Origin of the sequence: Acidovorax sp. Leaf78 (assembly GCF_001422735.1) — a bacterium.
Classification (GTDB): Bacteria; Pseudomonadota; Gammaproteobacteria; order Burkholderiales; family Burkholderiaceae_C; genus Acidovorax.
In genome coordinates, this window is sequence record NZ_LMLZ01000020.1 from 384,582 (window position 1) to 408,080 (window position 23,499).

The 23,499-nt window shown below is 68.9% G+C and carries 22 protein-coding genes; 14 read left to right on the top strand and 8 right to left on the bottom strand.

All coding sequences use genetic code 11. The annotated features are described in order from the left end of the window. Positions 1-6: 6 nt before the first annotated feature. Positions 7-1,200 carry a bifunctional cobalt-precorrin-7 (C(5))-methyltransferase/cobalt-precorrin-6B (C(15))-methyltransferase gene (locus ASF16_RS13375; RefSeq protein WP_056167780.1) on the bottom strand — a complete coding sequence of 398 codons (1,194 nt, stop codon included), beginning with the start codon at positions 1,198-1,200 and terminating at the stop codon, positions 7-9. On the opposite strand from ASF16_RS13375, the gene ASF16_RS13380 reads away from it, so the two are divergent. Continuing rightward, a complete protein-coding gene (locus ASF16_RS13380; protein ID WP_056167782.1) occupies positions 1,199-1,978 on the top strand; it encodes a cobalt-precorrin-6A reductase in 780 nt (259 codons plus the stop codon). The genes ASF16_RS13375 and ASF16_RS13380 overlap by 2 nt on opposite strands. On the opposite strand, the gene cobJ is transcribed toward ASF16_RS13380, so the two are convergent. The 4 genes from cobJ to cobG are packed head-to-tail and all read right to left on the bottom strand — an operon-like array spanning position 1,933 to position 5,507. Further along, positions 1,933-2,763 carry a precorrin-3B C(17)-methyltransferase gene (cobJ, locus tag ASF16_RS13385; RefSeq protein WP_056167786.1) on the bottom strand — a complete coding sequence of 277 codons (831 nt, stop codon included), beginning with the start codon at positions 2,761-2,763 and terminating at the stop codon, positions 1,933-1,935. The two genes, ASF16_RS13380 and cobJ, sit on opposite strands and share 46 nt — an antisense overlap. Then, positions 2,757-3,512 carry a precorrin-2 C(20)-methyltransferase gene (cobI, locus tag ASF16_RS13390; RefSeq protein ID WP_156372068.1) on the bottom strand — a complete coding sequence of 252 codons (756 nt, stop codon included), beginning with the start codon at positions 3,510-3,512 and terminating at the stop codon, positions 2,757-2,759. Before cobI ends, cobJ begins: the two co-directional genes overlap by 7 nt. Before the next feature lie 4 nt (positions 3,513-3,516). Next, positions 3,517-4,146, bottom strand: coding sequence for a precorrin-8X methylmutase (locus ASF16_RS13395; protein WP_056167792.1), 630 nt, complete (start codon positions 4,144-4,146; stop codon positions 3,517-3,519). After that, positions 4,068-5,507, bottom strand: a complete 1,440-nt coding sequence (gene cobG / locus ASF16_RS13400) for a precorrin-3B synthase (RefSeq protein ID WP_082516911.1) — start codon at positions 5,505-5,507, stop codon at positions 4,068-4,070. Before cobG ends, ASF16_RS13395 begins: the two co-directional genes overlap by 79 nt. Before the next feature lie 253 nt (positions 5,508-5,760). Between cobG and ASF16_RS13405 the strand changes: the two genes are divergently transcribed. The 12 genes from ASF16_RS13405 to ASF16_RS13455 all read left to right on the top strand — a co-directional run bounded on the left by ASF16_RS13405 (position 5,761) and on the right by ASF16_RS13455 (position 18,949). Further along, positions 5,761-6,693 (top strand): LysR family transcriptional regulator, encoded by a 933-nt coding sequence (locus ASF16_RS13405; protein WP_082485921.1) that lies wholly within the window; start codon positions 5,761-5,763, stop codon positions 6,691-6,693. Positions 6,694-6,772: 79 nt separating this feature from the next. Then, complete coding sequence (locus tag ASF16_RS13410; protein WP_056167794.1) at positions 6,773-8,386, top strand: ABC transporter ATP-binding protein; 1,614 nt, start codon at positions 6,773-6,775, stop codon at positions 8,384-8,386. Next, positions 8,379-9,452 carry an ABC transporter permease gene (locus tag ASF16_RS13415; RefSeq protein WP_056167796.1) on the top strand — a complete coding sequence of 358 codons (1,074 nt, stop codon included), beginning with the start codon at positions 8,379-8,381 and terminating at the stop codon, positions 9,450-9,452. Before ASF16_RS13410 ends, ASF16_RS13415 begins: the two co-directional genes overlap by 8 nt. Beyond that, a complete protein-coding gene (locus ASF16_RS13420) occupies positions 9,452-10,372 on the top strand; it encodes an ABC transporter permease (protein ID WP_056167799.1) in 921 nt (306 codons plus the stop codon). The genes ASF16_RS13415 and ASF16_RS13420 overlap by 1 nt, the downstream gene beginning before the upstream one ends. A gap of 162 nt (positions 10,373-10,534) precedes the next feature. Continuing rightward, a complete protein-coding gene (locus tag ASF16_RS13425) occupies positions 10,535-11,701 on the top strand; it encodes a BMP family ABC transporter substrate-binding protein (RefSeq protein WP_056167802.1) in 1,167 nt (388 codons plus the stop codon). Positions 11,702-11,858: 157 nt separating this feature from the next. Beyond that, positions 11,859-12,911 (top strand): adenosine deaminase, encoded by a 1,053-nt coding sequence (locus ASF16_RS13430; protein ID WP_056167804.1) that lies wholly within the window; start codon positions 11,859-11,861, stop codon positions 12,909-12,911. Between the two features lie 279 nt (positions 12,912-13,190). Continuing rightward, the gene (locus ASF16_RS13435) at positions 13,191-14,783 is read left to right on the top strand and encodes a methyl-accepting chemotaxis protein (RefSeq protein ID WP_056167808.1); all 1,593 of its coding nucleotides are present in this window, start codon (positions 13,191-13,193) and stop codon (positions 14,781-14,783) included. 11 nt (positions 14,784-14,794) lie between these two features. Next, positions 14,795-14,920, top strand: coding sequence for a hypothetical protein (locus ASF16_RS26980; protein ID WP_255354955.1), 126 nt, complete (start codon positions 14,795-14,797; stop codon positions 14,918-14,920). Positions 14,921-15,005: 85 nt separating this feature from the next. Further along, on the top strand, positions 15,006-16,151 hold the full coding sequence (locus tag ASF16_RS13440; RefSeq protein ID WP_056167812.1) for a BMP family ABC transporter substrate-binding protein: 1,146 nt from the start codon (positions 15,006-15,008) through the stop codon (positions 16,149-16,151). A gap of 92 nt (positions 16,152-16,243) precedes the next feature. After that, on the top strand, positions 16,244-17,527 hold the full coding sequence (gene guaD / locus ASF16_RS13445) for a guanine deaminase (RefSeq protein ID WP_056167814.1): 1,284 nt from the start codon (positions 16,244-16,246) through the stop codon (positions 17,525-17,527). Positions 17,528-17,796: 269 nt separating this feature from the next. Continuing rightward, the gene (gene dcd / locus ASF16_RS13450) at positions 17,797-18,369 is read left to right on the top strand and encodes a dCTP deaminase (protein WP_056167817.1); all 573 of its coding nucleotides are present in this window, start codon (positions 17,797-17,799) and stop codon (positions 18,367-18,369) included. 196 nt (positions 18,370-18,565) lie between these two features. Continuing rightward, on the top strand, positions 18,566-18,949 hold the full coding sequence (locus ASF16_RS13455; protein ID WP_056167820.1) for a hypothetical protein: 384 nt from the start codon (positions 18,566-18,568) through the stop codon (positions 18,947-18,949). A 15-nt stretch (positions 18,950-18,964) separates the two neighbouring features. On the opposite strand, the gene ASF16_RS13460 is transcribed toward ASF16_RS13455, so the two are convergent. The 3 genes from ASF16_RS13460 to pcp all read right to left on the bottom strand — a co-directional run bounded on the left by ASF16_RS13460 (position 18,965) and on the right by pcp (position 22,437). Further along, a complete protein-coding gene (locus tag ASF16_RS13460; RefSeq protein ID WP_235507368.1) occupies positions 18,965-20,674 on the bottom strand; it encodes a diguanylate cyclase in 1,710 nt (569 codons plus the stop codon). Then, a complete protein-coding gene (locus ASF16_RS13465) occupies positions 20,659-21,654 on the bottom strand; it encodes a delta(1)-pyrroline-2-carboxylate reductase family protein (RefSeq protein ID WP_056167822.1) in 996 nt (331 codons plus the stop codon). Before ASF16_RS13465 ends, ASF16_RS13460 begins: the two co-directional genes overlap by 16 nt. A gap of 105 nt (positions 21,655-21,759) precedes the next feature. After that, on the bottom strand, positions 21,760-22,437 hold the full coding sequence (gene pcp / locus ASF16_RS13470; RefSeq protein ID WP_056167825.1) for a pyroglutamyl-peptidase I: 678 nt from the start codon (positions 22,435-22,437) through the stop codon (positions 21,760-21,762). A gap of 122 nt (positions 22,438-22,559) precedes the next feature. Between pcp and ASF16_RS13475 the strand changes: the two genes are divergently transcribed. Further along, on the top strand, positions 22,560-23,450 hold the full coding sequence (locus tag ASF16_RS13475; RefSeq protein WP_056167827.1) for a neutral zinc metallopeptidase: 891 nt from the start codon (positions 22,560-22,562) through the stop codon (positions 23,448-23,450). Positions 23,451-23,499: the final 49 nt, after the last annotated feature.

Sequence of the window (23,499 nt, forward strand, 5' to 3'; positions counted from 1 at the left end):
CACCCGTCATCGCTGCCAGCTCCACTGCACCAGCGGACGGGCGGCCTGCCAGCTGTGCATGCGCCCGAGCGGCTGGGCGCTGGACAGCTCCAGCCGCAGTAGCTGCCCGCCGTGCGCGCCATGCAGCTGCACCAGCAGCGCCTGCGTCTCCAGCGTGACGGCGTTGACCACCAGGCGGCAACCGGCGGGCATCAACGCCTGCAGTTCGGCGAACAGCGCGGCGTCGAAACCGCCACCGACAAACACCGCCTGGGGCGACGGCAACCCGTGCAAGGCTGCGGGTGCGAGGCCGTGCACCACCTGCAGCGCGGCGTGCAGGCCCACGCGCTCGGCGTTGCGGCGGATGTTGTCGGCGCGGGCCGCGTGCTGCTCCACGCAGTGCGCCATGCCTCCGGCCAGGCACCATTCCACCGCGATGGAGCCGGAGCCGCTGCCGATGTCCCACAGCCGCTCGCCGCGCCGTGGCGCCAGGGCGGCCAGCGTGAGCGCGCGGGCCGGGGCCTTGGTGATCTGGCCGTCGTGCGCATAAAAATCGTCGGCACGGCCCGGCACCTGGGGCATGCCCACGCCGCCCAGGGCCTGCAGGGCCACGGCCAAGGGGGCCTGTGCGGGGTCTGCCGGCAGCGCGATGATCGCCTCGTGCGCCGCCAGCCTGCGGCAGCGCTCACGCGGGCCGCCCACGGCCTCCATCACCCACAGGCTGCTGTCGCCCCAGCCTTCGTGCACCAGCCACTGCGCCAGCTGCGCCACGGCCGCGCCATCGCGCAGCAGCACGATGAACTGCCGCCCTGGCGCCAGGCGGGGCAGCAACTGCTGCAGCGGGCTGGCGTGCAGCCCCAGGCAATCGACTGCCTCCAGCCGCCATCCCAGGCGCGCCGCGACCAGCGAGAATGTCGAGGGTTGCGCGTGGCAGCGCCACTCGTGGGGCGCTAGGTGCGCCGCCAGGCTGCCGCCCGCGCCGAACCAGAACGGGTCGCCCGATGCCAGCACCACCACGCGCTGCCCGCGCAGGGCCAGCACGGGGGCGACGTCGAAGGGCACAGGCCAGGGCTGGCCGCGGTCTCCCACCTCGGCCAGCGCCAGGTGGCGCGGGCCGCCGAACACCACCTGGGCGGCATCGAGTGCGCGGCGGGCGGCGGGGGCCAGTCCTTCCAGCCCATCTTCACTCAGGCCGACCAATGTCAACCACGGATCAGTCATGACGCATGTTCTCCTGCTGGGCGGTACCACCGGCGCCAGCCAGTTGGCCCAGGCCCTGCACCAGGCGGGCGTGCCGGCCGTTTTTTCGTATGCGGGCGTCACACAGGCCCCGCTGGCGCAGCCCTTGCCTGTGCGCGTCGGCGGCTTTGGCGGGGTGCCGGGGCTGGTGCAGTACCTCGTGGACCATGGCATCACGCACGCGGTCGACGCCACGCACCCCTTTGCCGCGCAGATGAGCCGCCATGCCTGCGAGGCGTGTGGCATGGCCGGTGTGCCGCTGCTGGCGCTGGAGCGTGCCCCGTGGCAACCCGGGCCGGGCGACCGGTGGATCGACGTGCCCGACATGGCGACCGCTGCCTTGGCTTTGCCAGAGACACCGGCGCGGGTGTTCCTGGCCGTGGGGCGCAAGCAGCTGCAGGCCTTTGCGGGCCTGGGGCAGCACCACTACCTGCTGCGGCTGGTGGATGCCCCCGAACCCGGCAGCCTGCCTTGGCCCGATGCCTCGGTGGGCCTGGAGATCGGGCGTGGCCCCTTCAGCGCGGACCAAGACCTGGCCCTGCTGCAGGCGCACCGCGTGCAGTGGCTGGTGGCCAAGAACGCGGGCGGCGAGGCCACGCGCGGCAAGCTCGACGCGGCGCGCGCGCTGGGCCTGCCGGTGGTGATGGTGCAGCGGCCAGCCCTGCCGCAGCGTGCGCGCACCGAGGATGTGGGCGCGGTGATGCACTGGCTGCGTCATGGCGCATTGCCTGGTGAAGACGCGTCGGCTGGCACGCCATAAAAGCGCGGCGTGTAGGTGAACCGGCCCACGCGCCGCGTGGTGCTGTTGCCCACCAGCACCACGGTGCGCATGTCGGCCATCTCGGGCGCAGCCTCGGCCAGGGTGCAGACGGTGAGCTGCTCGTCGGGCGTGGACACGGCCCGCGCAAACACCAGCAGGCGCCCGGGCTCGCAGTGGGCGCGCAGCAATTCCAGCAGCCGCACGAAGCCCTCGGGCCGGCTGCGCGAGCGCGGGTTGTAGAAGGCCATCGCGAAGTCGGCCTCGGCCGCAAGCCGCACGCGCTTGGCGATCACCGGCCAGGGCTTGAGGTTGTCCGAGAGGTTGATGCAGCAAAAGTCGTGGCCCAGCGGCGCCCCGGCGCGCGCGGCTGCCGCGAGCATGGCAGTGATGCCGGGCAGCACCTGCACGTCCAGCGCCTGCCAGGCTGCCGATGTGGCGGGCTCGGCGTGCTCCATGGCCTCGAACACTGCTGACGCCATGGCAAACACGCCGGGGTCGCCCGACGACACCACCACGACCTGCCGGCCTTGTGCGGCCAGGGCCAGCGCCTGTTGCGCGCGGTCCAGTTCCACCCGGTTGTCGGACGCGTGCCAGGCCACAGGTTGTAGTGCGTCGGCTTGCTGCCGCAGGGCTTGCGCCCGCTCGACGTACGGCAAGTAGCCGACCACATCGGTGGCGTGCTGCAGGGCGGCTGCCACCTCGGGTGTGATCTGCGCCAGCGAGCCGGGGCCCAGGCCTGCGATGGTCAGGCGGCCCGGGGCGGGGTTGGCAGACCCGTTCACCATGCCGCCTCCGGCCGCCGTCCCTGGCCGTGCACCAGCACGATGGCGAAGTAGGGGCAGGCGTCGTCCGCCACTTCGGCCAGGCGCGCGACCTGCTGCGTGGACGTGGTGCCGTTTTGCACCAGCCACGCGGTATCGAGCCGCCCGGTGCGCACCAGCGCGCGGCGGATGCGGGGCAGGTTGCGCCCCACCTTCATCACCACCAGCGCGTCGGCGGTCTGCATGCGGCGCACCAGTTCGTCCTCGGGCAGGGTGCCGGTCATCACGCTCAGCACGTCGTCGCCCCAGGTGATGGGCTCGCCCGTGGCGTGCCAGCAACCCACCATGCCGGGGATGCCGGGCACCACATCGGGCGCGGTGCCGGTGCGCTCGCGCAGGCGGGTGTACAGGTGCATGAACGAGCCGTACAGAAACGGGTCGCCTTCGCACAGCACCACCACCTGCTGGGTTTGCGCCAGCAGGGCCAGGCGCGTGCACCAGTCGTCGTAGAAGGCCGAGAGCTGGGCTACGTAGTCCGCGCTGTCCACCGGCAGTTCGGTGGTCACGGGGTATTCCATGGGGTATTCCGTCACGCCGGGTGCGAGCAGGCCCTGCACCAGCTGGCGCGCCTTGCCGGGGCGGCCCTTCTTGCGGAAGAAGGCCACGTGGAGCGCGCCGCGCACCAGGCGGTCGGCCTTCACGCTCATCAGGTCGGGGTCACCGGGGCCCAGGCCCACGCACACGATGCCGGGCCGGGCCTGCGCGGATGCCATGGCGCTACTCGACATCGCTGGCCAGTGCGTTGATGGCGGCCACCGTCATCGCAGAGCCGCCCAGGCGGCCGCGCACGATCATCGCCGGCACGGGCAGGTCGTGCATCAGGGCATCTTTGGATTCGGCCGCGCCGATGAAGCCCACCGGGCAGCCGATGATGGCCGCAGGGCGCGGGCAACCGGGCTCCTGCAGCATGTTGAGCAGGTGGAACAGGGCTGTGGGTGCGTTGCCGATGGCGACCACGGCGCCCTGCAGCTGCGGGCGCCACAGCTCCACCGCCGCGGCGCTGCGCGTGGTGCCCAGTTGCTGGGCGAGAGCGGGTATCCGCTCGTCCTGCAGCGTGCAGATGATGGGGTTGGTGGCGGGCAGGCGGGTGCGGGTGATGCCCTCGCTCACCATGCGCACATCGCACAGCACGGGGGCGCCGTCCTGCAGCGCCTGGCGCGCGGCCTCGGCCATGCCGGGGGAGAACATCACGAGCGGGGCCAGCTCGACCATGCCCGCGGCGTGGATCATGCGCACCACGACGCGCTCTTCGACGGGGGTGAAGCGGCTCAGCTCGGCTTCGCGCCGGATGGTGGCAAAGGACTGCCGGTAGATCTCGGCGCCCTGGGTTTCGTAGCGGTGGAGCATGAATTCTTTGCAAACAACAACCCGGGATTGTCTTGCAGGATGGCCTCCTTCATGCGCTCATCGGTGACCTGGCTGGCAGTCCCTTGGCGAATCACCGCCCAAATCGGTCCGCGTTCGGTCGCTTCCGCCCGCAGAGCGACCGTGGCCGGCGCCTGGCGCGCGCAGCCTTTGGCGCAGCCCGACACGTGCAGGTGCGCGCCCGGCGGCACGTGGGGCGCGCAGGTCAGCGCCAGGGCCTGGGTGGGGGCGTGGGCCTGCGGGCAGCCCGGGGCGCCGGTGCACGCGGAAACGCGCAGGCGCGGGTCGTCGGGGTGGGTGATCCAGTGCGGGCTGGATGGGAGGCCCGCCGCGGCATCACATCCCTGCCTGCCGCCGCCAACGGCGTCGGAGCCAGATTCCAGCAACACCATGCGCCACGGCGTGATGCGCAGGCCCGTGACGCCGCTGCGGCGCGCTGCGCAAACCATTTCGGCCCACGCTTGGGCAGGCACCCGCCCCAGCGGGGCCGCCACCAGCGTGCCGACGCCGGGCACCAGGCAGGGCAGGGCATCGCCTTCAAGGGGCGGCTCTGACGCTTGTGCAGAGACCACCCCGTCGGCCGGCACCCACGCCACGCCCGCAGGCAGGCTCGTCAGCCATTCCAGAGACGTGGATGACGTGGCCGTGGAATTTTCGTCAGCAGGGTGATGAAGTGCGCTTTCCAGTTCTTTTGCACAGGCGGCCATGCGTCCGGGCCGTTGCCCCAAGGCTTTCTGGCGCACGCAACGTTGTGCAAACCAGCGTGCCAGTGCCAGGCCTGCAGCCACAGCGTCTTGCTGGTTGTTTGCCGCCAGCGCCCAGCGCAGTCCATCGGGCTGCACACACCATGCGGTGGTGCCCGGGCCCGGTGCGCGCAGCAGGCGGATGTCCGCCGACACGCCATGCAGCCAAGTCGAATATCCGCCGTCGATGGACCAGCCGAACTTGGCGGGCAGGGCGTCCAGTTCTGGCGACTGCGCCAGCGCCTGGTGCAGCGCCAAAGCCAGCGCCTGCACCCCGTCGCCGAGCCGGTGCAGCGGGTCGACCACTACATTGCGCAGGCGCTCGCTGCGTGCATCCGCATCCAGCAGCCCGCAGGCCGCCAGGGATCGCAGCAACGCGGCATGGCGCTCGGGCGGCACGCCGCGCAGCTGCACGTTGGCGCGGCTCGACAGCTCCAGCGTGCCCGCACCGTGCACCTGCGCCAGGCGCGACAGCCGCAGTGCCTGGTGCAGGGTCAGCCAGCCCAGCGGCGGGCGCACGCGCACCACCAGCCCGTCGCCCGAGGCCATGGGCTGCCAGGCGCCGGGGCACCAGCCTTGGATGTGCGGTGTGGGATTCATGCAGGGGGAACAGGAGGAGCGCTTGCGCGCAGGCGGATGCGTGGGCCGCGCAACCGACAAATGTACCTGCGGCGTGGTCGGCCACGACCGGGCAGTCGCCGTCAACCCGCAGCCCGGTCGCGGGACTTTTGCCTTGCGCGCTGCTGCTGGCGCGGCGTTCTATGTGAAGATTGGCAAGCCCCTTGCGGTGCGTTGCGCAGCCCCGCGCCGCACGGCATACACGATGCCGTATGACAGGAATGCAGGCCCCCGTATGAGAGACCACGCCCTTTTCGACAAGATAGACCTCCATCTCATAAGGGTCTTGCACACCGTGCTCACAGAACGCAGCGTATCGAGGGCCGCCGTCCGGCTGGGCATGCACCAGCCGGCCGTGTCTGCCGCGCTCAAGCGCCTGCGGGACCTGGCGGGCGACCCGCTGCTGGTGCGATCGGGTGCCAACATGATGCCCACCGACGCCGCGCTGCGCATGGTGGAGCCCGCAGGGGCCATCCTGCGCTCGGCCGAAGCGCTGTTCTCCGATGCGCGGGGGTTCGATCCGCGCACGTCCACCCGCACCTTCCGCGTGGCGGCCAGCGACTACCTGGACCCGCTTTTCCTGCCCCAGCTGGTCGCGCGCCTGAAGGTCGAGGCACCGCTGTGCCCGATCGAGATATTGCCGCTGTCGGCCGACGCCCACTACCACGCGCACCTGGCCCAGGGCGAGGTCGATGTGGTCATCGGCAACTGGCCGCAGCCGCCCGACGACCTGCACATGGGCCGCCTGTTCGGCGACGAGGTGGTGTGCCTGGTCAGCCGCGAGCACCCGGCCGTGCGCCGGGGCTGGGACGCCGAGAGCTGGCTGGCCGCCGAGCACATCGCGCCCACCCCCACCCACCCGGGTGCGCGTGGCGTGATCGACGCGCACCTGGACAGCCTGGGCATGGCCCGCAACATCACCGCACGCTGCGCGCACTTCAGCGCCATACCGCCCATCGTGGCATCGAGCCTGCTGGTGCTGACCACCGGCCGCCAGTACTGCGAACGCTACGTTGACCAGCTGCCGCTGGCCATCTTGCCCAGCCCCGTGCCCTTTCCGCGCCTGATGTACTACCAGCTGTGGCATGCGCGCACCCACCATTCGGCGGCGGCCATCTGGCTGCGCGACTGCGTGAAGACCGTGGCTGCGTCGCTACGAAAAGAATAGCTGCTAGCGCATACGGAGCAAGCGCAAGGCGGTATTTTCATTCCAAAAACAAGTCATAAAACTGAGAGACAATCCCCGCATGAGTTCACCTCCTACCTCCAGCGCCCCGGGTGGTCCGGGCGCACCGCCGCCCCGGCTGCAGCTCGCGGGCATCACCAAGCGCTACCCGGCCGTGGTGGCCAACAGCGGCGTGTCGCTGACGGTGCTGCCCGGCGAGATCCACGCCGTGCTGGGCGAGAACGGCGCGGGCAAGTCCACGCTGATGAAGATCATCTACGGCTCGGTCAAGCCCGACGAGGGCAGCGTGCACTTCAACGGCCAGGCCGTGCAGGTGCGCAACCCGCAGGAGGCGCGCGCGCTGGGCATCGCCATGGTGTTCCAGCACTTCAGTTTGTTCGACACGCTCACGGTGGCCGAGAACGTCTGGCTGGGCCTGGACAAGAGCCTGTCGCTGCCCGAGGTCACGCAGCGCATCACTGCCAAGGCGGCCGAGTACGGCCTCGACATCGACCCCCTGCGCCCGGTGCACACCCTGAGCGTGGGTGAGATGCAGCGGGTGGAGATCATCCGTGCGCTGCTCACCAACCCCAAGGTGCTGATCCTGGACGAGCCCACCTCGGTGCTCACGCCCCAGGCGGTCGAAAAACTCTTCGTCGTGCTGCGCCAGCTGGCCAGCGAGGGCTGCAGCATCCTCTACATCAGCCACAAGCTGCACGAGATCCGTGCGCTGTGCACCGCCTGCACCGTGCTGCGCGGTGGCAAGGTCACGGGCGTGTGCAACCCGGCCGAGGAATCGAACGCGTCGCTCTCGCGCCTGATGATCGGCGCCGAGCCGCCGGCGCTGGAGCACCGCGCGGTGCAGACCGGCGCCACGGTGCTGCGTGTGCAGGGCCTGTCGCTGCCGCGCGCGGACCAGTTCGGCGTGGACCTGGTCGACCTGCAGTTCGAGGTCAAGGCGGGCGAGGTGGTGGGCATTGCCGGAGTGTCCGGCAACGGCCAGAAGGAGCTGCTGTACGCATTGTCGGGCGAGGACACGCGGGCGGAGCCCGCCGCCATCCAGGTGGCCGGGCAGAACGCGGGCCGCATGCGCCCCGGGCAGCGCCGTGCGCTGGGCCTGCACTTCGTGCCCGAGGAGCGCCTGGGCCGGGGCGCCGTGCCCACCATGGGCCTGGCGCACAACCTGCTGCTCACGCGCACCAACTCGGTGGCGGGCAGCGGCTGGATCAAGGTGGGTGCGCTGGAGGCGCATGCCAAGGCGCTGATCGAGCGCTTCAACGTGAAGGCGGGCGGCCCGCACGCGGCGGCCAAATCGCTGTCGGGCGGCAATCTGCAAAAGTTCATCGTGGGGCGTGAGATCGACGCCAACCCCAAGCTGCTCATCGTCTCGCAGCCCACCTGGGGCGTGGACGTGGGTGCGGCGGCGCAGATCCGCGGCTCCATCCTGGCGCTGCGCGATGCCGGCTGCGCGGTGCTGGTGGTCAGTGAAGAGCTGGATGAACTGTTCGAAATCTGCGACCGGCTGCATGTGGTGGCCAAGGGGCACCTGTCGCCCTCGGTACCGCGCGCCGATGCCACGGTGGAGCAGATCGGCGAATGGATGAGTGGCCTGTGGCATGCCGACGTGCAGGCCCATCTGGCCCAGAACGTTCACAGCGCCCACAGCGCCAAGGTGGGGGAGGTGCAGCATGCTTAAGCTCGAACCGCGCCCCCAGGCGTCCAAACTCTGGACCTACGGCTCGCCGCTGCTGGCGCTGGCCTTCACGGTGCTGATCGGCATCGCGCTGTTCGCCGCGCTGGGCAAGGACCCGGTGCGCGGGCTGCAGGTGTTCTTCTGGGAGCCCATCAAGACGCAGTACGCCATCGGCGAACTCATGGTCAAGGCCACGCCGCTGTTGCTCATCGCGCTCGGTCTGGCGGTGTGCTTTCGCTCCAACGTGTGGAACATCGGTGCCGAGGGCCAGTTCGTCATCGGTGCCGTGGTGGCCGGCGGCGTGGCGCTGCTGGCCGACAAGACCACCGGGCCGTGGATCGTGCCCGCCATCCTGGTGGCGGGCGTGCTGGGCGGCATGGCGTGGGCGGGGCTCACGGCCCTGCTGCGCGACAAGTTCAACGCCAATGAAATCCTGGTCAGCCTGATGCTGGTGTACGTGGCCACGCTGGTGCTGGGCTACCTGGTCTACGGCCCGTGGAAGGACCCCATGGGCTACAACTTCCCGCAGACCAAGACGTTCGAGAAGGTCACGCAGATCCCGCGGCTGATGCAGGGCTCGCGCATGTCCATCGGGCTGCTGCTGGCGCTGGCCGGGGCTGCGGCGCTGTGGGTGTTTTTGTTCCGCACCCGCGCGGGCTTTGCCCAGCAGGTGGGCGGGTTGGCGCCAGCGGCGGCGCGGTACGCGGGCTTTTCATCGCGCCGGGCGCTGTGGACGGCACTGCTCATTTCGGGCGGTGCAGCGGGCCTGGCGGGCGCGCTGGAGGTGGCCGGGCCCATCGGTCAGCTCACGCCGTACGTGCCGGCGGGCTATGGCTTTGCGGCCATCATCGTGGCGTTTGTCGGGCGGCTGCACCCGGTGGGCATGATCCTGTCGGCCATTTTGATGAGCATGTTCTACATCGGCGGCGAGCTGGCGCAGTCGCGCCTGGGGCTGCCCAAGTCGCTCACCGGCGTGTTCCAGGGCTTGCTGCTGTTCACGCTGCTGGCCTGCGACACACTCATTGCCTACCGCGTTCGCTGGGTAGGCGCCAAGAAAGTGGTGGCCTGATGGAATCCTACGCACTCCTCATCGGCGCCACCTTGAGCGCCGGCACGGTCCTGGCCATCGCGGCCCTGGGCTTGCTCATCAACGAGAAGGCCGGCATCGTGAACCTGGGGGCCGAGGGCATGATGCTCTGCGCCGCCATCGCCGGGTTTGCCACCGTGGTGCACACGGGCAACACCTGGCTGGGCTTTGCCGCGGGCATGGCTGCCGGGGCGCTGCTGGCGGCCATCTTCGGTGTGCTGGTGATCTGGCTCAACACCAACCAGTACGCCACCGGGCTCGCGCTGTCGCTGTTCGGGGTGGGGTTCTCGGCCTTTGCGGGCATCAGCTTCGTGCAGGCCAAGCTGCCCGAGCTGCCCAAGTACGCCATCCCGGTGCTGTCCGACGTGCCGCTGCTCGGGCCCGCGCTGTTCCAGCAGCACCCGCTGGTGTACCTGACGATGGTGCTGGTGGCGGCGCTCATCTGGTTTTTGTACCGCTCGCGCGCGGGCCTGGTGCTGCGCTCGGTGGGCGAGTCGCCCGAGTCCGCCCATGCGCTGGGCTACCCGGTGCGCCGCATCCGCCTGGCTGCCGTGGTGGCCGGGGGCGCGCTGTGCGGGCTGTCGGGCGCGTACATCTCCACCGTCTACACCCCGCTGTGGGTCGAAGGCATGGTGGCCGGCCGCGGCTGGATCGCGCTGGCGCTGACCACCTTTGCCACCTGGCGCCCCGCGCGGGTGCTGCTGGGGGCCTACCTGTTCGGCGGCGTGACGATGCTGCAGTTCCACCTGCAGGCCACGGGCGTGCAGGTGGCCAGCCAGCTGCTGTCGATGCTGCCGTACGTGGCGACCATCGTGGTGCTGGCGCTGATATCGCGCAACCCGGCGTGGATCCGCATCAACATGCCGGCGTCGCTGGGCAAGCCGTTCTATCCGGGCTCCTGAGCCGCGCCGGGCATTTTGCAGAAACTGCCTCCGTGGCCCGGGTCTTGCATCCGGGCTGCAGGAGCTGAAAAACCTTTGGTTACTGCCCGGTAGATCGGACCATAATCACCGTTTTCGTGCGTTTGCCGTTGTTAACCTCTCTTCATCCATAAGGAAACCGACATGACTGATCTGCAGAAACGCTCCCTGCTCAAGGTGGCAGCGCTCTCCGCCGTTGCCGCCGCCGCGCTCGTGGGCTGTGGCAAGAAGGAAGAACCGGCACCGGCCCCCGCGCCCGCACCGGCTCCTGCGGCAGAGGCCCCTGCGCCCAAGGCCGAGCCTCTGAAGATCGCGTTCGCGTACGTCGGCCCTGTCGGTGACGGCGGCTGGTCGTTCGCCCACGACAACGGCCGCAAGGCCATCGAGAAGGAATTCGGCGACAAGGTCGTGACGAGCTTCGTCGAAAGCGTGCCCGAGTCCGCCGACGCCGAGCGCGTGCTGCGCGACCTGGCCGGCCAGGGCAACAAGCTGATCTTCGGCACGACCTTCGGCTACATGGAGTCCATCCAGAAGATCGCCCCGGACTTCAAGGACGTGAAGTTCGAGCACGCCACCGGCTACAAGACCGCCGAGAACGTGCGCACCTACGACAGCCGCACCTACGAAGGTGCCTACATGGCCGGCGTGATCGCCGGTGCCATGACCAAGACCAACACGCTGGGCGTGGTGGGCTCGGTGCCGATCCCTGAAGTGATCCGCAACATCAACAGCTTCACGCTGGGTGCGCAGTCGGTCAACCCCAAGATCAAGACCAAGGTGGTCTGGGTGAACGAATGGTTCAGCCCGCCGAAGGAAACCGAAGCCGCCACGTCGCTGATCAACGGCGGCGCCGACGTGCTGTTCCAGAACACCGATTCGCCCGCCGTGCTCAAGACGGCGCAGGAAAAGGGCAAGCGCGCCTTCGGCTGGGATTCGGACATGACCGCCTATGGCCCCAAGGCCCACCTGGCATCGGCCGTGATCAACTGGGGCCCGTACTACACCAAGGCCACCCGGGACGCCCTGGAAGGCAAGTGGGCCACCGGCCAAAGCTGGTGGGGCGTGAAGGAAGGCGCGATCGACATCGTCTCCATCGCTGAAGACGTGCCCGCCGACACCAAGGCCAAGGTCGAAGAAGTCAAGAAGGGCCTGGCCGACGGCAGCTTCGTGATCTGGAAGGGCCCCATCGTCGGCCAGGACGGCAAGGCCGTGCTGGAAAAGGACGCCGTGGCCGACGACAAATTCCTCGGCGGCGTGAACTTCTACGTCAAGGGCGTGGAAGGCAAGATCCCCGGCGGCGACAAGAAGTAGTAAGACGCCTTTGTGAACACCTCGGCGGGCGCCGTGCGGTGCCTGCAAGGTGGATCGCGACAATGCCCCAGGGCCGCTTTGTGCGGCCCTTTTCGTTGGTGCCATGCCGGTGCATGATGTGGCCCATCCCCACAGAAAAATGAGAGGCCAGGCCGCCATGTTCAAAGTCCCGCCCATCTCCGCCGAGCGCCTGCCTGCGCTGCTGCGCGCCATGCCCAAGGCAGAACTGCACATCCACATCGAAGGCTCGCTCGAGCCCGAGCTCATCTTCGCGCTGGCGCAGCGCAATGCGGTGGCCTTGCCCTACGCCAGCGTGGAAGCACTGCGCAGCGCGTATGCCTTCACCAACCTGCAGAGCTTTCTCGACATCTACTACGCCGGTGCCAGCGTGCTGCTGCACGAGCAGGATTTTTACGACATGGCGCGCGCCTACCTGGTCCGCGCCGCGCACGACAACGTGCTGCACGCCGAGATCTTCTTCGACCCGCAGACCCACACGGCCCGCGGCGTGGCGATGGAGACCGTGATCAACGGCCTTCACCGCGCCTGCCAGGACGCGCGCACCGAGCTCGGTATCAGCGCCACGCTGATCCTGTGCTTCTTGCGCCACCTGAGCGAAGAGTCCGCGTTCGAGACGCTGGAGCAGGCACAGCCCTTCCTGGACAAGATCGTGGGCGTGGGGTTGGATTCGAGCGAAGTGGGCCACCCGCCCGAGAAGTTCGCGCGCGTGTTCGCCCGCTGCCGCGAACTGGGCCTGCGCTTGGTCGCGCATGCGGGGGAAGAGGGGCCACCGGCGTACATCTGGAGCGCACTCGATGTGCTCAAGGTCGAGCGCATCGACCATGGCGTGCAGGCGGTGCACGACGCGGCGCTGATGCAGCGCCTGGCGCAGGACCGCATCGCGCTCACGGTGTGCCCGCTGTCCAACCACAAGCTGCGCGTGTTCCCCGACCTGGCGGACCACAACCTGGGCAAGCTGCTCGACGCAGGGCTGGCGGCCACGGTCAACTCGGACGACCCGGCGTACTTTGGCGGCTACATCAACGACAACTTCACCCAGGTGTTCGCCGCCACGCACCTCACGGCCAAGCACGCCTACCAGCTCGCTTTCAACAGCTTCGAAGCCAGCTTTGCAGGCAATGCCGACAAGCGTACGTGGGAGCACAAGCTCAAGGAGACCTTCGAGCGCTGTGTGGAGCATGACTACTGAGAACGGACCACTCTCGCGCTGCGTTGCGGGATGGCTCATGGTGCAGCCGCCTTCACAGGCCCTCCAGAGGCCTTGGTTTTATCCCCCATTTGGTGCAGGACTAGCTAAATTTTCGGGTAAACCCTAGAATTGTGAGTTTTTGTACGAGCGGGCTGAGGCCCGCATCCTGGGGCGCCGTCAGCCGCACCCCCGTTTTGACTTCCCTCGATCCAGACCCCCTCAGCCCATGGACCATGGGCTGGCGAGGCGCGCGCCCGCGCCACCACGGAGCTTTCCCCCATGTTTCTCAGTCAAATTTCCATCGGCAAGCGCCTCACTTTGGTGCTGGGCCTGATCCTGGCCCTGTTTTTTGCCAGCAGCGTGGTGGCGGTGGTCAAGCTCGGCCAACTGGGCCAGGAGATCGACACCATGGTGTCCGACAACATCAAGACCGAGCGCGCGGGGGCCGACTGGCTGCGCCACACCACGTCGGGCGTGCAGCGCGCCGCGGCCATCGCCAAGAGCAGCGACGCGAGCCTGATCCCGTACTTCGCACCGGCCACGGCCGAGTCGATCCGCAACACCAACGAGCTGCAAAAGTTCATCGAATCCAAGATGGACACGCCCGAAGAGAAGAAGCTCTTCGACCAGGTGGGCCAGCTGCGCAAGGACTACCTTGCGGCGCGCGAGGAAGTGAGCAAGTTCAAGCAGGCGGGCGACGCCGAGAGCGCCAACAAGGTGTTCAGTGAGCGCTTTGAGCCCACCTCGCGCAGTTATCTCGCAGGCGTGCAGCAGATGGTGGACGCGCAGCGCGCGCAGCTGGACGACGCCGGCAAGCGCAGCGAAACCCTGCGCGCACAGACCACCCTGCTGCTGCAGGTCTGCACCGGCGTCTCGCTGCTGCTGGGCGCCTTGCTGGCCTGGCTGCTGGCCACCAGCATCACGCGCCCGCTGCGCCATGCCGAGGCCATTGCCGAAGCCATCGCCGACATGGACTTGACCGGCCAGCCCGAAGCCAGCTACGCCAACGACGAAACCGGCCGCCTGCTGCGCGCGCTGGACCTGATGCGCAGCGCGCTGCAAGGCTCGCTGCAGCAAGTGCGTGGCGTGGTGGACAGCATCTCCACAGCCAGCACGCAGATCGCCATCGGTAACCAGGACCTGAGCGCGCGCACCGAGCAGACCGCCAGCAGCCTGCAGGAAACCGCCAGCTCCATGGAAGAGCTGACCAGCACCGTGCGCCAGAGCGCTGATTCGGCCGTGCAGGCCAACCAGCTGGCCGCATCGGCCGCTGCCGTGGCCGAGCGCGGTGGCGCGGTGGTCTCGCAGGTGGTGAGCACCATGGACGAGATCAACACCAGCAGCAAGAAGATCGCGGACATCATCGGCACCATCGACGGCATCGCCTTCCAGACCAACATCCTCGCGCTCAATGCGGCCGTCGAAGCGGCCCGTGCAGGCGAGCAGGGCCGCGGGTTTGCCGTGGTGGCCACCGAAGTGCGCAGCCTGGCACAGCGCAGTGCCGAGGCTGCCAAGGAGATCAAGGCGCTCATCAGCGTGTCGGTGGAGAAGGTCGAGTCGGGCTCTGCCCTGGTGCAGAACGCCGGTACGACCATGACCGAGATCGTGAGCTCGGTGCGCCGCGTGACCGACATCATTGGCGAGATCAGCGCCGCAGCGTCGGAGCAGAGCCTGGGCATAGGCCAGGTGAACGTGGCGGTGAGCCAGCTGGACCAGATGACGCAGCAAAATGCCGCGCTGGTGGAGGAATCCACCGCAGCCGCCGAGAGCCTGAAGGACCAGGCCGCGCGCCTGTCCGAAGTGGTGGGCGCCTTCCGCCTGGGCGGTACCGTGTCGGACTCCGCACGCCTCAGGGTGCCGCGCCTGGGCTGATGGGGGCGTCGATGCAGGCGAAGGGTGGGCGCCGCCCCACAGCCTGCCCGGCACCCATCACTATCGACCTGTTCACCATCGACCTGTCCAGCGAACCGTTTGCCGAACTGCCCACCGACCGCAGGACCATCGACTGAACCACTGACCGACCGATTTTTTTCGTGGACCACCGCCGCCCTGCGGTGGCTCCGCTTTTCAACCTGGGCCATGTAGAGGAACACCATGTACAAAAACCTCGCCACCGCACTGCGTGCGGCTTGTGTGAGTGCGCTGGCGGGCGCCGTTTTCATCACCTTTCCCGCTGTCTCCCAAACCCCGGCCGGTGCCAAACCACCTGCCCCCGCGCCAGCGCAGCAGCCCGTCAAGGCGGGCTTCGTCTACGTCTCCCCCATCACCGAAGCCGGCTGGACGCGCCAGCACGACGAGGGCCGCAAGGCCGTGGAGGCGGCGCTGGGCGCACAGGTGCAAACCACCTTTGTGGAAAACGTGGCCGAGGGGGCCGACGCCGAGCGCGTGATCCGCGACCTGGCGGCCACGGGGCATCAGATCATCTTCACGCCCAGCTTCGGCTACATGGAGCCCACGCTCAAGGTGGCGCAGGACTATCCGAACGTGAAGTTCGAGTCCATCACCGGCTACAAGACCGCGCCCAACGTGGCGGCGGCCAATGCTCGCTACTACGAGGGCCGGTATCTTGCGGGCATCGCGGCGGGCCGCATGAGCAAGACCGGCGTGGCGGGCTACGTGGCGGGCTTTCCGATCCCCGAAGTGCTGCAGGGCATCAACGCGTTCACGCTGGGCATGCGCTCGGTCAACCCGCAGGCCACCGTCAAGGTGGTGTGGATCAACGTGTGGTTCGACCCGCCCAAGGAGCGCGATGCGGCCATGGTGCTCTTCAACCAGGACGTGGACGTGATGGCGTTTCACACCGGATCCACCGCGGTGATGGCCGCAGCGCAGGAGCGCGGCAAGATGGCCGTGGCCTACCACTCCGACATGCGCAAAGCCGGGCCGGACGCGCAGATCGTCGCCGTCACCCACCAATGGGGCCGCTACTACACCGACCGCGTGCGCGCGGTGCAAAACGGCACCTGGAAGAGCGGCAACCTCTGGGGCGGCGTGCGCGAGGGCCTGATCCGCGTGGGCGACTTCGGCCCCAAGGTGCCGCCCGCCGTGCAGCAGGAGGTGCTGGCCGCACAGAAGGCCATCGGCGCGGGGCAGCTGCAGCCGTTCCGCGCGGGTACCAAGGCCGCAGTGCGCGACAACGAAGGGCGCGAAGTGATCGCTGCCGGCCAGTCCCTGACGGATGCACAGATCCTGCAGATGAACTGGCTGGTGGAAGGCGTGCAGGGCCGCATCACCCGCTGACGCGGTTACCTGGGCTGCGTCGGCGCGCAGGCCATAGCGTTTATTGCACGCAGCGTATGTCCGGGGCCACAGCCGCCGCTAAGCTAGCGCCCATGCACGTATACCGCTCAGCCCTTTTGCGCTTTGCCGACGATGGATCGGCGCTGTATGAAGAAGACGGCCTCTTGGCCGTCGGCCCCGATGCGAAGGGCCGCCAGCGCGTGGTGGCGGCGGGTGCTTGGCAAGCGCTCGCCCACCAGTACGCCGGCCACCCCGTCACGCACCTTCCGGGCCGGATTCTGGCGCCGGGCTTCGTGGACATGCACATCCACTTTCCGCAGACCGACGTGATCGGCTCGCCCGCGGACGGCCTGCTGCCCTGGCTGGAGAACTACACGTTTCCGCACGAGTCGCGTTTTGTCGACCCGGCCTACGGCGCCCAGGTGGCGGGCTTTTTCGTCGACGAGCTGCTGCGCAACGGCGTGACCACGGCGCTGACGTTTGCCACCTCGCACCCGGCCAGCGTGGACGCGCTGTTCACCGAGGCGCAGCGCCGCCAGCTGCGCCTGATCACCGGCAAGGTGCTGCAGGACCGGCATTCCCCCGACGGCGTGCGCGACGACACGGAGCAGAGCCTGCTCGACACCGAAGTACTCATCCGCCGCTGGCACGGCGTGGACCGCCTGGGCTACGCCATCACGCCGCGCTTTGCCCCCACCAGTACGCCCGAGCAGCTGCGCGGCGCGGGCGATCTGGCCGCGCGCTACCCCGACGTGTGGATTCAGTCGCACGTGGCCGAGAACCTGGACGAGATCCGTTGGGCGCGCGAGCTGTTCCCCGCGTCGCGCAGCTACCTGGCGGTGTACGACGACTTCGGCCTGATGCGCGAGCGTGCGGTGTACGCCCACTGCATCCATTTCGACGACGACGACCGCGCGCTGATGCGTGACACCGGCACCGTGGCGGCCGTCAGCCCCACGAGCAACCTGTTCCTGGGCAGCGGCTTTTTCGACTATGCGGGCGCGGACCGCGTGGGCTTTGGCTACGGCCTGGCCAGCGACGTGGGCGGGGGCACCAGCTTCAGCCCGTTCCACACCATGCTGGCGGCTTACTACGTGGGCCGCGAGGGCCAGAGCAAGCAGGGCCTGAGCTTGTCGCCCCAGCAGCTGTGGTGGCAGCACACGGCGGGCGCGGCCCAGGCGCTGGGCTTGGCGGGCGTGTTGGGCAACCTGCAGCCGGGCTGCGAGGCGGACTTCGTGGTGCTGAACCCCCGCGCCACGCCCCTGTTGGAGCGCAAGACGGCCCAGGCGCGCAACCTGGATGAGCTATTGTTTGCGCTGATCGTGCTGGGGGATGACCGCGTGGTGGAAGAGACGGTGATTTCTCAAGCAAAATAAGCCCAGGGAACCTCTGCACGAATCACCGCGCCGTGGGCATCTGCGGTCTCGGGCAGTCTGCGGCGTTGCAAATACTCGCAATAGCTACGGCTATTGCTCCGTTTTGCGCCTTGCAGCCCCTCCCGATCCGCAGCCCCCACTTTCCGCTCGATTCGTGCAGAGGTTCCCTTGCGCTTGATGATCAAGCGCTACCAGCTACATATTTCATAGCGCCCGGACGTTTGTCGTTGTTTGTCGACCGCCCGGGCCACTGCGCAGGGAGTTGACCGATGAGCATCAAGAGCGACAAATGGATCCGCCGCATGGCCGCCGAGCACGGGATGATCGAGCCCTTCGAGCCCGGCCAGGTGCGCGAGGCCGAAGGCCGCAAGATCATCAGCTACGGCACCAGCAGCTACGGCTACGACATCCGGTGCGCGCCCGAATTCAAGGTGTTCACCAACATCCACAGCACCGTGGTGGACCCGAAGAACTTCGACGAGAAGAGCTTCGTGGACTTTCATGGCGACAGCTGCATCATCCCGCCCAACAGCTTTGCGCTGGCGCGCACCATGGAGTACTTCCGCATTCCGCGCAACGTGCTGACCATCTGCCTGGGCAAGAGCACCTATGCCCGCTGCGGCATCATCGTGAACGTGACCCCGTTCGAGCCCGAGTGGGAAGGCTACGTGACGCTGGAGTTTTCCAACACCACGCCGCTGCCGGCCCGCATCTACGCCGGCGAAGGCTGTGCACAGGTGCTGTTCTTCGAGAGCGACAAGGACGATGTGTGCGAGGTGAGCTACCGCGACCGCGGAGGCAAGTACCAGGGGCAGGTCGGCGTCACGCTGCCCAAGGCCTGATTCCCGCCGCTACACAGCCACCCAGCCACCCAGGCAACGGGGTGGCCCCGCAGGCGCTCAGCCGCGGGCGGGCGGTGCGCACAGCCGGTGTCCTACACAGGCATGGTCCATCGGCTGAAGTGCAAGCGCAAGTAAGGTTCTTAGCATGGTGTCAAGCCTCCAGATGGTCTGGTGGTGAGACAAAAAGGAGTTCCCCATGCTGACCTTTGCTGCACCCTCGGCACCCGCGCAAAACCGGGGCGCTGATTTTTCCCTCACCACAGACGCATCGTTTGCCTCGCAACGCCGCGCGGCAGCGTTTGTCGGCATGCCGCACCACGCCACCTACTGGCCCTGCGATTTGCTCAACGTTTTTGTGCTCAAGATGGCCGCTGCGGGCCACTGTGTCAACACCGACATGATGCTGGGCCACCGGCCCTATGCCCAGAGCCGCCTGAATGCCGCCTACGACTCGCGCGACGAAAGCCTTGGCGCGCTGGCAGCCCGCTTGCAGGTCTACTTCGACGCCGCGGCGCCTGAAGGTTGCCGCGTAGCAGCCGAGATGGACGAGCAAGGACGCGGACACCTGCTCCTGGTGTAACAGCCCTCAGGTCCCTCAGGTCTCCACGCAGACCCGATTGCGTCCCTGGCCTTTGGCTTCGTACAGAGCTGCATCGCCACGCCGCAGCATGTCGGCGCCATCGTCGTACAGGCCGTGCATGGTGGCCACGCCCGCACTCACGGTGATGTGGCCGACCACGGGGTCGTGCTGGTCGTCCATGGCGGTTACCAGCGCCTCGGCGATGGACCGCGCACCTGCCAGGTCGGTGTCGGGCAGCAGCGCCACAAACTCCTCGCCCCCCACCCGCGCCACCACGTCGGAATTGCGAAGGCGCAGCTCCAGCGTGCGGGCCAGGCGCCTCAGCACTTCGTCGCCGGCTTCGTGCCCGTAGGTGTCGTTGACGCGCTTGAAGTGGTCGACGTCGACGGTGATCAGGCTCAGCGGGCGGCCGCCGCGCCGCGCCAGCGCCAGTGCAAAAGCCATTTGCGTTTCGAACCCGCGGCGGTTGAGTAGGCCGGTGAGCGCATCGGTGCGGGCCTGCAGGTCCAGGGCGCGGTTTGCGGCTTCCAGCTCCAGCGTGCGCATGCGCACCTTTTCTTCCATGGCCTCGCGGGCGGTGAGCAAGTGGTGCGTCATGCGTCGCAACGCGCCCGAGAGCTTGCGCACCTCGCGGCTGCTGCGCGTCTGCGGGATGCGGGTGCCGGGCGTTTCGGCCTCCACGGCCGTCGCGGCATCGGCCAGCGAATACAGGTCGTCGCTCAGCCGCCGCGCCGCGAGCCACGCCAGCACCGATGCCACCATGGCGGCAGTGAGCCCGATGACCAGCGCCAGGCGCACGGTACGGCCTGCCTCGGCAAAGGCCAGCTCGACCGGCTCGCGGGCCACGACGCGCCAGCCCAGGTCGCTGGCCGTGTTGCGGGGCTTCATCGGGGCGATGGCGGTCAGGTACTCGCGCCCGTCCAGCCAGCGGACCACGGCGGGCTGCGTGCCGTCGCCCGCCCCTCCCCGGGCCGTGGGCGGGGGCTTGGGCAACTGCTGGCCGGCCGCCTGCAGGGCCTGGGTCTGGCCATCGGGGGCGTAGATGAGCTGCCCTGCACGGTCGAAGACGAAGAGTTCCAGGGCGGAATCCTCGGTGGGCGGCGGGGTGAGGCTTTCGATGACCTCGCCGGTCCACTCCCAGCTGCCGTGGATGCCCAGCACGCCCACGGTGGTGGGGCCGATGCGGATGGGCGCGGCGAAGTCCACGAACCGGTACGGCTCGCCCGACGCCTGGGGCGGCAGCAGTTTTTCGAGCAGTTTGGCGGGGTGCACGTCGCCCACATAGAGCTTGTCGATGCCGGCCTTGAACCAGGGGCGCTCCAGCACGCTCTGGTCAAGCAGCAGCCCTCCCGTCGCATTGCGCACCACGCCCTGCGCGTCGGCCACCCCGATCCACACGCTGTTGGGCTGCGCGGCCTGGCTGCGCGACAGCATGTGGTGGGCCTCCGGCGAGTCCAGTCCCTTGACCCAGACGACCTCGGCGGCGGCCAGCACTTCGGCTTCGCGGCTGCGGTCCAGCAAGCCATTGGCCAGCAGCTTGCCCGCGTTCTCGGCAACCATCATCAAGGAGGCGCCCGCATCGCGTTCGTTGCGCACCTTGATCAGCTCGCCGAAGCCCAGCGACAGCAAGGCAGCCAGCGCGACCACGATGGTGCCGAACACCAGCGCAATCTGCGAGCGCAGGCTGAGGTCCGAAAAGCGCCGCACCCTCATGGCGTGGCCCATTGGCGCGGCTCGGCGGTACCGACGGTAACGGCCGCAGCGCCTGCGTGGTCGTGCGCACGCACCGCCAGCCGCGCCGCGGCCAGGTCCCACCCTGCCCAGCCGCAGCTCTTGAAGAGCACGGGGCCGGTGCGCTGGATGCGCGGGCCTTGCAGCACATCGCCCAAGGTGGGCAGGTCGGCCACGTCAATGCCCGCCTGCAGCAGGTCGCCCGCCTCGTGGCGCGCGTCGGGGGTGTCGACCACGATGTGGCCCTGCTGCGCAATGTGTCGGCACAGCGCGGGGGACAGCTCGGCCATGGTGGGGGTGTAGGCGCCCACGGCCGCCACGAAGGCATCGGCCAACGGCGGTGTGCCCAGCACCACGCTGTGCGCGGGGGTGCAGGTGACGATCAGCGGGCAGTGGCGCACCTCGGCCTCTGCATCGGCCACCACGCGGGCCTTGGCGCCCAGGGTGCGGGCGTGCTGGGCCAGGGCTTCGGCGCTGGCCGCGCTGCGCGACGCCACGCGCACGTCCCGCACCCCGAGGCCCTGCACGAAGGCTTCGACATGCGCAAAGCCCTGCACGCCCGCGCCCACGACCAGCAACGGCCCCTGCGGCTCCTGCGCCAGGTGCCGTGCGGCCAGCAGCGACGCTGCCGCCGTGCGGCGTGCGGTGATGGTGGGACCGTCGAGCACCAGGCGGCGCTCGCCCGTGGCCACGTCGAACACCACCACATCACCCTGGATGGTGGGGCGGGGCGTGCCCGCGTTGGCCGGGGTCAGGGTGATGAGCTTGGTCATGGCCACCCGGCTGTCGGTGGCGGGCATGACGAACAGCGTGCCGCCCAGGGGCAAGGGCAGCACGCTGCGGGCCGGCACCAGCACCGACGCATCCCGCAGCACGGCGGCGATCTCGTCGGCCAGCGCGGTCCAGGGCAGCAGCGCGGCAGTGGCGGCGGCGTCCAGCGTGCGGGAGGGCTCCGGGCGGTGCGAAGAAGGCATGGTGGAAATGTACACACGCCGCGGCGCACCGGGGGGCCGGGCAAGCCCCAGTTCAGGGGGCATTGGCCGGCGGGATCGCATTCGGCCCCGCGCCGCGGGTGGGAGTCAGTGCGTGGCGCCCGCTCCGAGCGCAATGTCTTCACGCGCCAACACGGCCGCCCACAGGGCCGCATGCAGGCCCCGCACCATGTCGCGCAGCGGAAGGTAGGGCGCGCCCTGCCCGGGCAGCCAGGGCACGTGGACGAATCCACCGCGCACGCCCTGGGGGCCCGCAGGGCGCGTGGCCAGCAGGTGCATCAGCCCGTACAGCACGTGGTTGCAGACAAAGGTGCCGGCCGTCTGCGACACCTCGCAGGGCACGCCGGCGCGCTGCACGCCGCGCAGCATGGCCTTGACGGGCAGGCTGGCGAAATACGCGGCCGGCCCGCCGGGCACCACGGGCGTGTCGACGGGCTGGGCGCCCATGTTGTCCGGGATGCGCGCGTCGTTGACGTTGATGCCCACCCGCTCGATGGAGAGTGCGGCCCGCCCGCCCGCCTGGCCCAGGCACACCACCAGGGCAGGCTTGTGCGCGTCGATCAGCGCTCCCAAGTGGTGCAGCGACCGGCCAAACACCGTGGGCAACTGCACGGACACCACCCTGTGCCCGCCGATGCGCTGGCCATCCAGCGCCTGGGCGATGAGCCAGCTGGGGTTCAGCGCGTCGCCGCCGAAGGGGTCGAACCCGGTGAGCAGGATCACCGGCTCGGCGGGCGGCGCGTAGTGGGAGGCGTGGTGGTGCATGGGGGGGTGCCTGCGCGGCGGGCGTGAAGCGAGGTGGGCCATCGTAATCTGCCCGGCGCCGCCCTTGTTGGCGCGTAACATGGCGCCCATGCCTTCCAGGGAGGAGGGCGCTGGAGACTGGCATGAAGTGGGAAGGCAATCGCGAATCCGACAATGTGGAAGACCGCCGGGACGAGGGCGGTGGCGGCGGGGGCGGCTCGCCCATCTTTGGCGGGCGCAGCATCGGCATCGGCACCATCGTGATCGCCCTGGTGGGCGGCTGGGTGCTGGGCATCAACCCGCTGACGATTTTGGGGCTGCTGAGCGGCGGCTCTCCGGCGCAAGTGCAGCAGCAGCAACCGCAGGGCCCGGCGCACCGCCCGCCCGCGGACGACACCATGGCGCGCTTCGTGTCCACCGTGCTGGCCGACACCGAAGACGTGTGGCAGGCCGTGTTCCGCCAGGGCGGCGGCCAGTACCAGAACCCGCGCCTCGTGCTGTTTCGCGGTGCCACGCCCACGGCCTGCGGCACAGGCCAGGCGGCGATGGGGCCGTTCTACTGCCCCGCCGACCAGAAGGTCTACATCGACCTGGGCTTTTATGAAACCCTGAAGAACCGGCTGGGTGCGCCCGGCGACTTTGCCCAGGCCTATGTCATTGCCCACGAGGTGGGCCACCACGTGCAGAACCAGCTGGGCATCAGCGCCAAGGTGGACCAGATGCGTGGCCGCGTGAGCAAGGCTGAGTACAACCAGCTGTCGGTGCGCCTGGAGCTGCAGGCCGACTGTTTTGCCGGCGTGTGGGCCCACCACGCACAAAACGCCCGCCAGATCCTGGAGAAGGGCGATGTGGAAGAGGCGATGAACGCGGCCGCCAAGATCGGCGACGACGCGCTGCAGCGTTCCAGCGGCGGCGCCGTGGTGCCCGAGAGCTTCACCCACGGCACCAGTGCGCAGCGCCAGCGCTGGTTCAACAACGGCCTGCAGAACGGCAACGTGAAGGCGTGCGACACCTTCACGTCCCGCAGCCTGTAAGGGCGGTGTGCCGCGGTAGTTTGTAGCAATTGCTGCCGCAGCCCCAAGA

What these genes read in the sequence shown, in the direction of transcription:
- cobJ (WP_056167786.1), bottom strand. Translation starts at nt 2,763, where the DNA reads ATGGTGAACGGGTCTGCCAACCCCGCCCCGGGCCGCCTGACCATCGCA.
- ASF16_RS13415 (WP_056167796.1), top strand. Translation starts at nt 8,379, where the DNA reads ATGCTTAAGCTCGAACCGCGCCCCCAGGCGTCCAAACTCTGGACCTAC.
- dcd (WP_056167817.1), top strand. Translation starts at nt 17,797, where the DNA reads ATGAGCATCAAGAGCGACAAATGGATCCGCCGCATGGCCGCCGAGCAC.
- cobG (WP_082516911.1), bottom strand. Translation starts at nt 5,507, where the DNA reads ATGAATCCCACACCGCACATCCAAGGCTGGTGCCCCGGCGCCTGGCAG.
- ASF16_RS13375 (WP_056167780.1), bottom strand. Translation starts at nt 1,200, where the DNA reads ATGACTGATCCGTGGTTGACATTGGTCGGCCTGAGTGAAGATGGGCTG.
- ASF16_RS13405 (WP_082485921.1), top strand. Translation starts at nt 5,761, where the DNA reads ATGAGAGACCACGCCCTTTTCGACAAGATAGACCTCCATCTCATAAGG.
- ASF16_RS13420 (WP_056167799.1), top strand. Translation starts at nt 9,452, where the DNA reads ATGGAATCCTACGCACTCCTCATCGGCGCCACCTTGAGCGCCGGCACG.
- guaD (WP_056167814.1), top strand. Translation starts at nt 16,244, where the DNA reads ATGCACGTATACCGCTCAGCCCTTTTGCGCTTTGCCGACGATGGATCG.
- ASF16_RS13430 (WP_056167804.1), top strand. Translation starts at nt 11,859, where the DNA reads ATGTTCAAAGTCCCGCCCATCTCCGCCGAGCGCCTGCCTGCGCTGCTG.
- pcp (WP_056167825.1), bottom strand. Translation starts at nt 22,437, where the DNA reads ATGCACCACCACGCCTCCCACTACGCGCCGCCCGCCGAGCCGGTGATC.
- ASF16_RS13410 (WP_056167794.1), top strand. Translation starts at nt 6,773, where the DNA reads ATGAGTTCACCTCCTACCTCCAGCGCCCCGGGTGGTCCGGGCGCACCG.
- ASF16_RS13475 (WP_056167827.1), top strand. Translation starts at nt 22,560, where the DNA reads ATGAAGTGGGAAGGCAATCGCGAATCCGACAATGTGGAAGACCGCCGG.
- ASF16_RS26980 (WP_255354955.1), top strand. Translation starts at nt 14,795, where the DNA reads ATGCAGGCGAAGGGTGGGCGCCGCCCCACAGCCTGCCCGGCACCCATC.
- ASF16_RS13425 (WP_056167802.1), top strand. Translation starts at nt 10,535, where the DNA reads ATGACTGATCTGCAGAAACGCTCCCTGCTCAAGGTGGCAGCGCTCTCC.
- ASF16_RS13440 (WP_056167812.1), top strand. Translation starts at nt 15,006, where the DNA reads ATGTACAAAAACCTCGCCACCGCACTGCGTGCGGCTTGTGTGAGTGCG.
- cobI (WP_156372068.1), bottom strand. Translation starts at nt 3,512, where the DNA reads ATGGCATCCGCGCAGGCCCGGCCCGGCATCGTGTGCGTGGGCCTGGGC.
- ASF16_RS13435 (WP_056167808.1), top strand. Translation starts at nt 13,191, where the DNA reads ATGTTTCTCAGTCAAATTTCCATCGGCAAGCGCCTCACTTTGGTGCTG.
- ASF16_RS13380 (WP_056167782.1), top strand. Translation starts at nt 1,199, where the DNA reads ATGACGCATGTTCTCCTGCTGGGCGGTACCACCGGCGCCAGCCAGTTG.
- ASF16_RS13395 (WP_056167792.1), bottom strand. Translation starts at nt 4,146, where the DNA reads ATGCTCCACCGCTACGAAACCCAGGGCGCCGAGATCTACCGGCAGTCC.
- ASF16_RS13455 (WP_056167820.1), top strand. Translation starts at nt 18,566, where the DNA reads ATGCTGACCTTTGCTGCACCCTCGGCACCCGCGCAAAACCGGGGCGCT.
- ASF16_RS13465 (WP_056167822.1), bottom strand. Translation starts at nt 21,654, where the DNA reads ATGCCTTCTTCGCACCGCCCGGAGCCCTCCCGCACGCTGGACGCCGCC.
- ASF16_RS13460 (WP_235507368.1), bottom strand. Translation starts at nt 20,674, where the DNA reads ATGGGCCACGCCATGAGGGTGCGGCGCTTTTCGGACCTCAGCCTGCGC.